Source organism: Flavobacterium sp. BFFFF1 (assembly GCF_002256285.1).
In the GTDB taxonomy this organism is placed as follows: domain Bacteria; phylum Bacteroidota; class Bacteroidia; order Flavobacteriales; family Flavobacteriaceae; genus Flavobacterium.
Map to the genome: position 1 here is coordinate 59,196 of NZ_NKJE01000015.1, position 13,240 is coordinate 72,435.

A 13,240-nucleotide genomic window follows, 5' to 3' on the forward strand; every position below is an offset into this window, starting at 1 on the left:
TAGCCAGCGATGAGAGAAGTTTCGTTTATTAAACAAAATAAAGAAAAATGGCTTGACTTTGAGCAGGTCATTTTTGGCAAAACTAAGAAAAATCCTGATGAGATCGCGAGTCTTTATATCCACCTGATAAATGACCTCTCGTATGCACAGACGTATTACCCAAAAAGTAAGACCGTCGTCTACCTGAATTACCTCGCCTCGAGGATTTACCAGAAAATCTATAAAACCAAACGGCAGGATTCGAACAGGCTGGTTTACTTCTTCAAAACAGAAGTCCCTTTGGTGCTTTATGAATACCGGCGCTATTTGTTGTTTGCCTTTGTGTTTTTTTTCCTTACGTTCGGAATCGGTGTCATCTCAGCGATGTATGACGACACCTTTACGAGGCTCATCCTGGGCGATGAATACGTGAATACCACATTGGAGAATATTAAAAACGGAGACCCATTGGCCGTTTATAAAAGCGGAAGCCATCTCGGCAGTTTTATTGCGATCACCATGAACAACCTCAAAGTCGGTGCGATGTGTTTTGTATACGGAATTACCTGCGGCCTGATGACTTTTTACATGTCGTCGTACAATGCCGTGATGATTGGCTCATTCCAGTACTTTTTTTACCAGCATGGTGTGTTTTGGCAAAGTGTGCGCGGTATCTGGATCCACGGTTCGATGGAAGTATTCGGAATTGTCATTGAAACAGCAGCGGGATTTATACTCGGCGCGTCGATTTTATTCCCAAAAACCTATTCGCGGATGAATTCCCTGAAAATTGGGTTTAAAAGCAGCCTCAAGATCTTTCTCGCGACGGTACCTTTTACGATCGCAGCGGGGTTTCTCGAAGGTTTTGTAACCCGCTACAGCATTGTCATGCCAAACTGGCTCAGCGTACTGATCATTTTGTCCACGTTATCGTTGATATCATTCTATTTTTTGGTATATCCTTTCATTGTAAACAAAAAAGTAAATACAGCACATGTTCGACCTTTATAAAAAGCGGAAATTCGGGGACTACATCTCCGACAGCATTACGTTTATACGAACGTTTGCAAAACATTATTTTGGTAATTATTTCGCCATCAATGGGGTATTTTTAATGATTCTTGCTGTAGGCTGCTATTTTTTGATGGAAATCCTGATGAATGCGATTTTTGCCATGGCGCGACAAGGGCAATCCCAACTGCTTTGGAACGATTACCTCAATGGTTCCGGGGGATTGATCATCACGACGTTCATCATCACGTTGCTGATGATTATTTTGTTGTCGCTTTGCAGTTTTACTTACACTGTTGTCTATTTTGAACTTGTCGATAAGCACAAAGGCAATGATTTCACCCGCAAAGAAATCCGTGCTGTGTTTAAAACCCATATTGGGAGGATGTTCCTGTTCTTCCTGCTATCCCTGATCACCATATTTCCGATATTGATTCTGTTTTTCATGGCAGCAACCGCGCTGAGTTTTATGGTGATTGGCATCCCGCTTTTGGTGATTTTCGGCCCGTCAATGCTGGCCTGGGTTAGCCTGAGTTATTACGAATATTTACTCAACCGACAAATTGGCTACTTCGGCGCCTTGAGCCACGGACTGGAAATGGTACGGAACAGTTTCTTAGCCATCACCGGTGCCACACTGATCATCACCATCATCATCCAGATATTGCAGTCCGCAGTGACGATGATTCCATACGTCATTGGAATTATTATGTTTATGGTGTCTACAGATTCCGGAAATGTTGCGCCAAATCAGGAAACCTTCAGTATGATTTCCGTGATGATGGCCATTATTTTTGTAATTTCAATCGTTGCCGGGTATTTTTTCAACAACCTGATGATCGTCAGCCAGGGCATCATTTATTACACGGCGAAAGAAAACGAAACCAACAATTCCGCACACATGGAAATTGATAATATTGGAACTTTTGAGTAGATTCCTGTGCATACTTTTAGTTTTGATGATTTCCTTTTCAGGAAATGCATTGGCATTGGCGCCGATTGAAGCGAAAACAGAAATCACACAAGCGAAACAGAAACCGATAAAGACCGATCAGTCAGACCTACAGAAAGTCAAATTCGGAGACCTAAAAGAAAAATATAGTGGTGCAGACTTTATCTACGAGAAACGCTCTGCGAAAAAAAATGCCTGGGACCGTTTTGTGGAATGGTTCAATGGCCTTTTTGAAAGCAATACCAGTAAAAATACCCAAGACACTATTGATATGGTGAAGACGTTTGGGGCGGGTTTATTGATATTATTCGTGGTTTTCCTGATTGTAAAATCGGTGATGAATAAGGAAGGACGCTGGATTTTCGGGAAAAACTCCGATAAGGGCATCATCCGTCATGAGGAAATTGAAAAAAATCTACTGCTTGTCGATTTTGAAAAACTGATTCGCGAGACCAAAATCTCCGGTGAACGACGGCTTACGATCCGGTATTATTACCTGTTCCTATTGAAAAAAATGGCGACACAGGGATTTATCGCCTGGGATCCTGAAAAAACCAACTCCGATTACCTTCGGGAACTTGTGGACCCGCAGTTAAAAACGAAGTTTGACTATCTGTCTTACCTGTACAATTACATTTGGTACGGTGAATTCGAAATTGATGAAGACGCATTGCAGCGCGCGGAGCAGGCTTTTGAGCAAACGATTAAATCGATGCCGTTATGAACCGGACGCTAAAGATATACATCGGGCTTATCGTACTTATGGTCGTTCTTGTTGCGTTTTTGGACAGCACAAAACCGAAACCCGTGGACTGGAGCCCGACCTATCGAATAGAAGATAAAATTCCGTTCGGGCTTTATATTTTCGACAAAGAACTTCCAGAGCTATTCGACGGCAAGAAAGTAACAAAGGTAAATTCCACGCCGTACGAGTATTTTGGCAATGACTATCAGGAAGATACCTTAGGAAGCTACTACTACCACCCTGAGCAGACATTCCTGTCAATCTCTGAAAAACCCATATCCGACAAGCAGTCTGAAATGATGCTGCTTCGTTTCGTTGCGGGAGGAAATCACGCCTTTATCAGCTCCAAAGGCATCTCCCGATACCTGATGGACACGCTGAAACTCGATCAGGAAATGGATTTTCAATACGCAAAAGACGTTGTAAACTGGGTGGGTAATCCAAAACTGGGAACCAAAAAATATAAAATCACTGAAGGGCTTGGCAACGTATATTTTTCAAAGATTGATACGCTCACGACAACGGTGCTGGGCTATCAAAGTGGCGATACTGCAAGGGTGAACTTTATAAAAGTCCCTTTCCACAAGGGCTATTTCTTACTCCACACCCAGCCTGCCGCTTTCACGAATTTTCACTTGCTGAAAGACGACCATGCTGCTTATGCGGAAAAAGTGTTGTCGTACCTTCCGAAGAAGGACATTGTGTGGTTTATGAAAGGCAACACGCGGCCAAATGTTTCGAATTCGATATTTCGTTTTATCCTCACCAACCAGCAGCTCTCATGGGCGTGGTATATTTTCCTTGGTGGCTTGCTGGTGTTCCTTATTTTCAATGCCAAAAGGCGCCAGCGGATCGTTCCCATTATCCCACCGGTGACCAATACGACCATCGACTTCGCAAAAACAATCGGAAACCTGTATTTTCAGGAAGGGGATCACGATAATCTTATCGATAAAAAAATAATCTACTTTCTTGAAAAGCTAAGGCAGGATTATCTGATGGACACTGCCGTTCTCGACGATAAATTTATCACCAGGCTACAACTGAAATCCGGAAAAAAACTGGAAGACATTCAAAATGTCGTTTACCTCATCAACAACCACCGAAAGAAATATTATACCGCCACTGAAAGTGACTTGATTGCGATCAGCCAGGCCATTGAAAAAATAGTTAGTTAATGCCGAAAGGCCACAAAATACAAATCGATATGGAAAATTTTGAAAATGAGTCCGAAAGCCAAAAACCAGTTGCTGAAAACATCAACTTCGAGTCACGCCTGGACCTGAAGAAATTGCAGGACGGCATTGCTGCAGTGAAAGCGGAACTCTCGTCTGTGATTGTAGGGCAGCAAAAAATGATTGACCAGTTGCTTGTCGCCATCATGTCAAACGGGCACGTGTTGCTCGAAGGCGTGCCTGGCGTAGCCAAAACGATTACGGCAAAACTGCTGGCGCGCACCTTAAGCATCGATTTCGGAAGGATTCAGTTTACACCGGATTTGATGCCTTCAGATATATTGGGTACCTCTGTATTTGATCTAAAGAAATCTGAATTCGAATTTAAGAAAGGCCCTGTTTTCTCTAACCTTATCCTAATCGATGAAATCAACCGGGCACCGGCAAAAACGCAGGCGGCGCTATTTGAGGTCATGGAGGAAAGGCAAATTACGATTGACGCCAAAACCTACCTGATGGACACACCGTTCCTGGTTATCGCGACACAAAACCCGATTGAGCAGGAAGGTACTTACCGGCTTCCCGAAGCCCAGCTGGATCGTTTCCTGTTCAAAATCACCATCGACTACCCGAAGCTCGAAGAAGAAATCGCGATCATCGATCGGGAGCACAAGCTGCAGGATCATGGGAAATTGGATAATATCCGCAAAATCCTCTCCGCTGCTGACATAAAGCACTACCAGACGCTGGTGAAGCAGGTTATTGTAGAACCACAACTGCTGGAGTACATCGCCAAAATCGTCATCAATACCCGCGAAAATGGCTTCCTGTATTTGGGGGCATCGCCACGGGCGTCCATTGCAATACTAAATGCTGCCAAAGGTTTCGCGGCGTTGCGCGGCCGGGATTTTGTAACGCCTGAAGACATCAAGGAAGCCGCCATACCGGTACTGCAACACCGCGTAATCGTTACTCCGGAACGCGAAATGGAAGGCATCAGCAGCATCGAGATCATCAGGCAAATATTAGAATCGGTAGAAATACCAAGATAATTTAAAGATGAGGCTATTGAACTTTTTCCGGAAATTATACATCAACCACCAGTTCTTCTTTGCGCTGATGGGCTTGATGGTACTATTCGTCCTATCGTTCATTTTTCCGTTTTTATTCAATGCCACCCGTTACCTATTCTTTGCTTTGCTGTTGCTGCTACTGCTCGACATCATGATCTTATTCGTCGCCCAGCGTGGCATCGAAGCGTCCAGAAGCATGGCCGAAAAACTGTCAAACGGCGATGAAAACCCCATCACGGTGAACATCCGTAATTTTTACACGTTTCCAATACAAATTAAATTGGTCGATGAAATTCCCTTCCAGTTCCAGGTGCGGAATTTCAACATCAACAGCACCATCAGCCCTTCCTCCGAAAAAGTAATTGTTTACCAGCTTCGTCCTACAGAACGCGGAGAGTATTTTTTTGGAAACCTCAACATCTATGTTTCGTCACCATTGCGCATCATTTCCCGGCGGTTTACTTTCAACAAAGACCAGATGGTTCCCGTATACCCATCGTACATCCAGCTGCGGAAATACGACCTGATGGCATTTTCAAACAATTTGCTGCAATACGGTGTCAAAAGGATCCGCCGCATTGGCCACTCGATGGAATTCGAGCAAATAAAGGAATACACGCAGGGCGATGACATCCGAACGCTCAACTGGAAAGCCACCGCGAAGAAAAATGCATTGATGATCAACCAGTTTCAGGACGAAAAATCGCAATCGGTATACATGGTCATTGACAAAGGGCGCGTGATGAAAATGCCTTTTAACGGCCTGAGCTTACTTGATTATGCCATTAACGCCACGTTGGTATTATCAAATGTTATCCTGAAAAAACACGATAAAGCCGGGATGCTGACTTTTTCGAAAAAGCCCGAAAACCGTGTCGTCGCTGAAAAAAGGTCTTCGCAGATGGAAAAAATCCTGCAGAGCCTTTACGGCATAAAAACCGATTTCTTTGAAAGCGATTACAGCAGGTTGTACGCCGATATCCGCCAGCACATCAACCAGCGGAGCTTAATCATTTTATACACCAATTTTGAAAGCCTCGACGGGCTGCACCGCCAGCTTCCTTACTTAAAAGCCATTGCTAAAAGCCATTTGTTGGTGGTCATTTTCTTCAACAACACCGAACTGAACGATCTCATTGATAAAAAAGCAGATACCATCCAGCAGGTGTATGACAAAGCTATTGCCGAAAAATTTGCATTTGAAAAGCGGTTAATTGTCAACGAACTCCGAAAATACGGCATCCATTCTGTACTGACACAGCCCGAAAACCTTACGCTGGACACAATTAATAAGTACCTCGAGATTAAGGCGCGCGGAATTTTGTAGTTTTGCTGAAACACTTCAGATGATCCGCAACAATATCGATCTGGTAAACATCGTCCTTATGGTACTGTCTATGGCGGTGGCGGTGTTCATTCCGTTCGAATTATTCCTGTTTGTTTATGCGGTGCTTGGCCCGTTGCATTATCTTACGGAAATCAACTGGCTGCACGGAAGGAACTACTTCCTGACCCGCAAAAACGATTATTTTTTTATTTTCTTCTTCATTGGCCTGCTTTTGGTTACCAGTATTTTTCAACTGAAGGGATATTCGCCGCTGCTTATTTTCACTACTTTTTTTGGATCACTGGCGTTGCTGTTTTTCGAAAGCCGGACGAAACGATTTCTGGCGCTTATTGGAATATTGGTGGTCGGGATGCTGTTAAACACGTTCTGTTTTTACCATTTTCGACTGGTTTTTTCGATGTTTTTACCTTCAATCGTACATGTTTTTATTTTTACAGGCTTATTCATTTTGCTTGGCGCCTTAAAGACCAGGAGCAAAATAGGCATCGCTTCAATCGTCGTATTTATAAGTTGCTCCGTCGCACTGCTGCTCATCAGCAGCAACATCAATCAGTCGTCTATCTCAGCCAATCTCATCGACAGCTACCGTATTTTCCGGAATCTGAATATCAAGATGATTGAGGTTTTTCAATTCTTTCATTTCCCGGAAATAAAGGAGAATATCGGCAATACCAATGACAATCAACTTGTTTTCTTTTCTGATTTCGGGATAAAAATCATGCGGTTTATCGCGTTTGCATATACCTACCATTACCTGAACTGGTTTTCAAAAACATCTGTAATCCTATGGCATAAGACTTCAACCATGAAATTATTGGCTATTTTCGTGATATGGTTTGTATCGGTCGCGCTTTACACATACAATTACAAAGTCGGACTCCAATGGCTTTACCTTTTAAGCATCGCACATGTATTGCTGGAATTTCCGCTAAACCACAAAAGTTTGATCGATATCCGCAAACAGCTGAAATCGCAGCCGTCACAGTAAAAAAGTTGTATATTTAACTTAAATTATCGTTTTGAAACAGATTACATCGGTACAAAATCCATTCATAAAATCGCTGGTCCTACTACAGGAAAAATCCAAAGCACGCAAACAGAGCGGGACATTCCTGATTGAAGGAAAACGCGAAATCGAACTGGCATCAAAGGGAGGCTATCACATTGAACAAGTACTTTTCTTTCCCGGAATCTGCACCGAAAGCGAGGCGCGAAAACTTGTACCGCAGGGAGATCCGATTGAAATCAATAAAGAAGTCTACCAGAAACTGGCTTACCGTGATACCACAGAAGGGGTTATTGCCATAGCGCAAACCCGCGATTATTCCCTGAACGCCCTAAAACTGAACGACAACCCTTTAATCCTGGTGGCGGAAGCACCTGAAAAACCGGGAAATATCGGTGCCCTACTTCGCACTGCGGATGCTGCGAAACTTGATGCCGTGATTATAGCCGATCCTAAAGGAGACCTGTACAACCCCAACATCATCCGCTCCAGTGTAGGTTGCCTTTTTACAAACCAAATTGCAACAGGAACTTCCGATGAAGTGATTGCATTCCTTCACCGCCATAACATTGCGATCTATTGTGCCACGCTTCAGGATTCGACATTGTACCACACACAGGATTACACCACCCCATCAGCACTCGTAGTCGGTACGGAAGCAACCGGCCTTTCCCAGCCCTGGCGCGACGCTGCGACACAAAATATCATTATCCCGATGCAGGGCGAAATTGATTCCATGAACGTATCGGTTGCCGCTGCGATACTGATATTTGAAGCCAAGAGGCAACGGGGTTTTTAATAATGTCGAATTTATAATTTTAATTTATGAAACATAGATTGTTGCTTTTCATGCTGTTGATTTCCGGAACGATTTTCGCACAGCTTACGGAGCCTGAGGTAGATGCGTTGGTAAACCGTACGATGGCTACGTTTAATGTCCCAGGAATAGCCGTTGCCGTGATTAAGGATGGTAAAGTGGTCCTTTCAAAAGGATATGGCGTAAGATCGATAATTACCAAAGAAAAAGTGGATGCCAATACCCTTTTCGGGATTGCCTCAAACAGCAAGGCATTTACCAGCGCGGCATTGGCTATTCTCATTGACGAAAAGAAAATCAATTGGGACGATAAGGTCATCCAATACATCCCCGAATTTAAAATGTACAACGATTATGTCACTTCAGAATTCACCGTCCGCGATCTCTTAACCCACCGAAGTGGCCTGGGCCTTGGGGCAGGTGACCTGATGATCTGGCCTGATGGGCATAATTTTACGCCGAAAGACATCATCAACAACATCCATTTCCTCAAACCAGTTTCGGGCTTCAGGACAAAATACGATTACGACAACCTTTTGTATGTCATTGCAGGCGAATTGGTTGCAAGGGTAAGCGGGCAAAGCTGGAACGAATTTATTGAACAGCGCTTCCTGATGCCATTGGGCATGACCCATAGCGCCCCCTCGTGGAACCGTCTTAAAGACACGTCGAATGTGATTGTTCCCCATGTGCCTATCGACGGTAAACTACAGGTGATCAAAAGGTACAAGAACAACATTTTTGATGCCGCGGCGGGAATATACACCAGCGTAAATGACCTTAGCAAATGGGTACAAATGCAGTTGAATAACGGGAATTACAACAATATCCAGTTTTTTTCGGCTAAGCAGCAAAAGGAAATGTGGACGCCGCAAACGTTGATCCCGGTGACGACCATACCGCCATACAACACACATTTAAAAGCTTACGGGCTTGGGTGGTTTATTAGCGATATAGCGGGTCACAGCCAGATTACCCATACTGGCGGACTGGAAGGCATCGTGACACAGGTGACCATGATTCCCGACCTGAAACTCGGCATTATCGTACTGACGAACCAGCAGTCGGGATCTGCATTCAACGCGATTACAAATGCGATCAAAGACAGCTACCTCGGGATACAACAGGGTGATCTTGTAGATATTTACAGTAAAAAAGACAAAGCCAGTGAGGACGTTGCGGATAAAATAACCGATGAGGTCTGGGCAACCGTAGCCAAAAATCAAAAAGAAAAAATTACCGTGAATGCCGCCGATTACGTCGGAACGTACAAAGACAATTGGTTTGGCGACATCATCATTACAGCGAAAAAAGGGCATTTGTATTTTTCGTCGTTACGCTCCCCAGGCCTCTCCGGCGAAATGTTTTTTGTGAAAGACCATCAATTTGCAGTGCGCTGGAACAACCGGTTCTTTCACGCAGATGCGTTTGTTAATTTTGCAGAAGGAAACCGGAATTTCGAAATGCGTGCCATCTCCCCTTTAACCGATTTCAGCTATGATTTCCAGGACCTTTATTTCGAGAAGCAATAAAGATAATCTTGGTGTATTCCTATAAACACCGGAGACTCTTAAATAAAAAATAAAACTGTTTTACAGTATCTTTCTCCCGTACTTGTTAGTTGCACAGTTCAATTCTTTATCCTATTTTTAGGGTTGAATGTTTTTTGCTATGACAGAAATTGAAATTGAACAGGAAAATAAGGCCATTGCGCGCGAATATAAAGAACTGCTTCGCATCAGTTACCAAACCCTCAGTGTTGACGACAAGAAATTGATCCGAAAGGCATTTGATGTGGCGGTTGACGCCCACAAAGACCAACGACGCAAATCCGGAGAAGCCTATATTTTCCACCCTATTGCCGTCGCAAAGATCGTCGCCTCCGAAATCGGATTGGGCGCCACCGCCATTGCCGCAGCACTGATGCACGACGTGGTTGAAGATACCGAAGTAACGATTGAGGACATCGAAAAAATGTTCAATCCGAAAATCGCCCAGATTGTCGAAGGCCTGACCAAAATCTCACAGGTTCAAAAAGACCTGAATATTTCGATGCAGGCGGAAAATTTCCGCAAAATGCTGCTGACGCTCAATGATGACGTCCGTGTGATCCTGATTAAGCTTGCCGACAGGCTGCACAACATGCAGACGATGGATTCGATGGCGGAGCATAAACAGACGAAAATCGCGTCGGAAACTTTATACATTTACGCACCCCTCGCCCACCGACTCGGACTTTACAACATCAAAACAAAACTCGAGGATTTAGGGCTGAAATACACCGAGCCGCAGGTATACAACGAGATCCTGAGCAAGATGAAGGAAACCAAGGAAGAGCAGGACGAGTATATCAAGACGATTTCTGACATCCTGAAACAATCCCTCGATTTAGAGCACCTGGATTACATTCTCAAAGGCCGCCCGAAATCCATTTATTCGATCCGCCGGAAGATGAAGGCACAGAACGTAAGCTATGACGAAGTGTACGATAAGTTTGCACTCCGAATTGTTTATCGCTCGTCTTTCCACGATGAGAAATTTATTGCCTGGAAAATATATTCCATCGTAACCGATCATTTCCGACCAAGCCCAAGCCGCTTGCGGGATTGGATTTCCTCTCCGAAATCGACCGGTTACGAAGCGCTGCACACCACCGTGATGGGTCCGAAAGGCCGCTGGGTGGAAGTGCAGGTACGCAGCGAGCGCATGGATGAAATTGCAGAAAAAGGCTACGCAGCCCACTACAAATACAAACAAGGCGCAAATGAAGAAAGCGGTCTCGACATCTGGCTAAACCTGCTCAAGGAGGCGCTCGAAAATCAGGAAACCAACGCGGTTGACTTTGTCGAGGACTTCAAGATGAACCTGTATTCGAAGGAAATTTTTGTCTTTACACCAAAAGGTGAAATTAAATCATTGCCAAAAGGGGCGACATCACTCGACTTCGCATTCAGCATCCACTCGGCCATCGGAATACGAACCCGCGGCACGCGCGTGAACGGAAAACTTGTTCCGCTAAATTATGAATTGAAAAGCGGTGACCAGATAGAAGTCATTACCTCTCCCAACCAAAAGCCGACGATGCACTGGCTGGAGTATGTAACCACCGCACGCGCCAAAAATAAGATCAAAAGCGTACTGAACGAAGACACCAAAAAAATCGCGGAAGAAGGCAAGGAACTGCTGACGAGAAAACTGCGACACCTGAAAGTAAACGTCAATGAGAATACGATCAACGAACTCGTCATTTTTTTTAAACTCAGGACCAGCCTCGACTTGTTCTACCGCGCCGGAATAGGATCAATTGAAAACACACAGCTCAAAGAATACGCCGCGCTGAAAAGCAATACGTTCATGAATTTTTTCAAGAACAAGATCAAGCGCACACCTTCCTACCAACCCGAACAGATCCAGAAAGACGAAATCACCAGCAATTATGACATGCTGGTTTTCGGTCCGGAACACGATAAACTGGATTACAAATTGTCAACCTGCTGCAACCCGATTCCGGGCGACGAGGTCTTTGGATTCATCACGATTAATGAGGGAATCAAGGTGCACAAAAAGGACTGCCCCAACGCGATTAGCCTACAGTCAAATTATGCATATCGGATCATACAAGCCAAATGGATCGATTCAACGCAACAGGAATTCAAGGCAGTGCTGAATATCACAGGAATGGACAGCCTGGGACTCACAAACGAACTCACAAAAGTCATTTCCAGCAACATGCATGTCAACATCCAGAGCATTTCGCTGAGCAGTGAAGCCGGCATTTTCAAAGGACAGGTGACAGTAATTGTACAGAATAATACCATTTTGAAACGACTGCTGGAAAACATCCAAAAAATCGAAGGCATCGATAAAGTGACGCGGGTGTATAAATAAGTTTGAATTAGGAATTACGACGCTATTGCCTTAATTCCTAATTTTTAATTCCTAATTTGAAATTTCTAATTCTTAATTCCCAACTCCATGGAACCCATCTTCAACGACAGCTGCAGGCTGGAGAAAACGGAAGGCAAAGGCGCCTGGACATTCGTGATGATGCCAATAATGACGCACCTGCCGAAAAAGAAAAACAGCACCGTTCGCATTCGCGGCACGATTGACGATTATCCACTGGAGGGCATCAACATTTGGGCAATGAAAAAAGGCACATTCCTGGCCGTCAAAGCCGACATCCGAAAAGCCATTAAAAAAGAAGCAGGCGATACTGTAAAACTAGTGCTATACCTCGATGAGCCACAATCTGCCATTCCTGAAGATTTCCTATTGTGCCTGCAGGACGAGCCAAAGTTGCTTGCGTTTTTTCAAAAATGGCCGGCAGCAAAGCAAAAAGAGATGATCGACCATATCTTCTCGGCTAAAACCGAAGACGAAAAAATCCTGCGCATGGCAAAATCCATCGAGAAACTTGAAAACTCTTTTAATTATTAATTGTTAATTATTAATTATCCACCATGCGGCAACAACTATTAATTATTAATTGTCAATTATTAATTATATTTGCCAAATGACATTGATATCCGTCGACAACAGCAAAAACCAGGAAACCGTAAAGACCGTTTTCACGAAATACCTGGAACTCAAAGGGCACCGAAAAACACCGGAACGCTACGCCATCCTGCAGGAAATCTATGATAGTGAAGAGCACTTTGACATCGAGAACCTGTACATCAAGATGAAAAACAAGAACTACCGCGTGAGCCGTGCGACCCTGTACAATACGATTGAATTGTTGCTCGATTGTGCATTGGTCCGTAAACACCAGTTTGGGCAAAATCAGGCACATTACGAGAAGTCCTATTTCGACAAAAACCACGACCACATCATCATGACCGATACGGGAGAGGTAATCGAATTTTGTGACCCCCGCATACAAACCATAAAAAAAACAATTGAAGAGATTTTCGATATTGAAATCCACAATCACTCACTGTACTTTTATGGCAACCGCAAACAAATTAATAATGACCCGAACCCGCAGGGTGAATTGAGCGGAGCTAATAATTGACAATTAAGAATTTGGGCGCCGCCTTCGGCCCGGGCTCTACGCGGTGCATGGCACCTTGCTTCGATCCCTGGCGCGGTCCCGGCAAACATTTAAACCATAAACACACAACAACCAAAT

General features: G+C 44.1%; 12 protein-coding genes. All 12 read left to right on the top strand.

The window, feature by feature from the left end:
* Positions 1-9: 9 nt before the first annotated feature.
* Positions 10-990 (top strand): stage II sporulation protein M, encoded by a 981-nt coding sequence (locus CFE23_RS10575; protein WP_291087629.1) that lies wholly within the window; start codon positions 10-12, stop codon positions 988-990.
* Positions 974-1,924, top strand: a complete 951-nt coding sequence (locus CFE23_RS10580) for a hypothetical protein (RefSeq protein ID WP_291087632.1) — start codon at positions 974-976, stop codon at positions 1,922-1,924. Before CFE23_RS10575 ends, CFE23_RS10580 begins: the two co-directional genes overlap by 17 nt.
* Positions 1,917-2,666, top strand: coding sequence for a DUF4129 domain-containing protein (locus tag CFE23_RS10585; protein WP_291087636.1), 750 nt, complete (start codon positions 1,917-1,919; stop codon positions 2,664-2,666). The genes CFE23_RS10580 and CFE23_RS10585 overlap by 8 nt, the downstream gene beginning before the upstream one ends.
* Positions 2,663-3,865, top strand: coding sequence for a DUF4350 domain-containing protein (locus CFE23_RS10590; protein ID WP_291087638.1), 1,203 nt, complete (start codon positions 2,663-2,665; stop codon positions 3,863-3,865). Before CFE23_RS10585 ends, CFE23_RS10590 begins: the two co-directional genes overlap by 4 nt.
* A gap of 29 nt (positions 3,866-3,894) precedes the next feature.
* The gene (locus CFE23_RS10595; RefSeq protein ID WP_291087641.1) at positions 3,895-4,914 is read left to right on the top strand and encodes a MoxR family ATPase; all 1,020 of its coding nucleotides are present in this window, start codon (positions 3,895-3,897) and stop codon (positions 4,912-4,914) included.
* A 7-nt stretch (positions 4,915-4,921) separates the two neighbouring features.
* Positions 4,922-6,262 carry a DUF58 domain-containing protein gene (locus CFE23_RS10600; RefSeq protein ID WP_291087644.1) on the top strand — a complete coding sequence of 447 codons (1,341 nt, stop codon included), beginning with the start codon at positions 4,922-4,924 and terminating at the stop codon, positions 6,260-6,262.
* A 19-nt stretch (positions 6,263-6,281) separates the two neighbouring features.
* Complete coding sequence (locus tag CFE23_RS10605) at positions 6,282-7,271, top strand: hypothetical protein (protein WP_291087645.1); 990 nt, start codon at positions 6,282-6,284, stop codon at positions 7,269-7,271.
* A 31-nt stretch (positions 7,272-7,302) separates the two neighbouring features.
* Positions 7,303-8,088 carry an RNA methyltransferase gene (locus CFE23_RS10610; RefSeq protein WP_291087650.1) on the top strand — a complete coding sequence of 262 codons (786 nt, stop codon included), beginning with the start codon at positions 7,303-7,305 and terminating at the stop codon, positions 8,086-8,088.
* 26 nt (positions 8,089-8,114) lie between these two features.
* A complete protein-coding gene (locus CFE23_RS10615) occupies positions 8,115-9,638 on the top strand; it encodes a serine hydrolase (protein WP_291087653.1) in 1,524 nt (507 codons plus the stop codon).
* A 139-nt stretch (positions 9,639-9,777) separates the two neighbouring features.
* Positions 9,778-11,994 (top strand): RelA/SpoT family protein, encoded by a 2,217-nt coding sequence (locus tag CFE23_RS10620; protein ID WP_291087655.1) that lies wholly within the window; start codon positions 9,778-9,780, stop codon positions 11,992-11,994.
* Between the two features lie 87 nt (positions 11,995-12,081).
* On the top strand, positions 12,082-12,546 hold the full coding sequence (locus CFE23_RS10625; protein WP_291087660.1) for a YdeI/OmpD-associated family protein: 465 nt from the start codon (positions 12,082-12,084) through the stop codon (positions 12,544-12,546).
* Positions 12,547-12,622: 76 nt separating this feature from the next.
* Positions 12,623-13,123, top strand: a complete 501-nt coding sequence (locus CFE23_RS10630; protein WP_291087665.1) for a transcriptional repressor — start codon at positions 12,623-12,625, stop codon at positions 13,121-13,123.
* Positions 13,124-13,240: the final 117 nt, after the last annotated feature.

Bases quoted from the DNA above. Each gene is read 5' to 3' on its own strand.
- CFE23_RS10575 (WP_291087629.1), top strand. From the start codon at position 10: ATGAGAGAAGTTTCGTTTATTAAACAAAATAAAGAAAAATGGCTTGAC.
- CFE23_RS10580 (WP_291087632.1), top strand. From the start codon at position 974: ATGTTCGACCTTTATAAAAAGCGGAAATTCGGGGACTACATCTCCGAC.
- CFE23_RS10590 (WP_291087638.1), top strand. From the start codon at position 2,663: ATGAACCGGACGCTAAAGATATACATCGGGCTTATCGTACTTATGGTC.
- CFE23_RS10595 (WP_291087641.1), top strand. From the start codon at position 3,895: ATGGAAAATTTTGAAAATGAGTCCGAAAGCCAAAAACCAGTTGCTGAA.
- CFE23_RS10600 (WP_291087644.1), top strand. From the start codon at position 4,922: ATGAGGCTATTGAACTTTTTCCGGAAATTATACATCAACCACCAGTTC.
- CFE23_RS10605 (WP_291087645.1), top strand. From the start codon at position 6,282: ATGATCCGCAACAATATCGATCTGGTAAACATCGTCCTTATGGTACTG.
- CFE23_RS10615 (WP_291087653.1), top strand. From the start codon at position 8,115: ATGAAACATAGATTGTTGCTTTTCATGCTGTTGATTTCCGGAACGATT.
- CFE23_RS10620 (WP_291087655.1), top strand. From the start codon at position 9,778: ATGACAGAAATTGAAATTGAACAGGAAAATAAGGCCATTGCGCGCGAA.
- CFE23_RS10625 (WP_291087660.1), top strand. From the start codon at position 12,082: ATGGAACCCATCTTCAACGACAGCTGCAGGCTGGAGAAAACGGAAGGC.
- CFE23_RS10630 (WP_291087665.1), top strand. From the start codon at position 12,623: ATGACATTGATATCCGTCGACAACAGCAAAAACCAGGAAACCGTAAAG.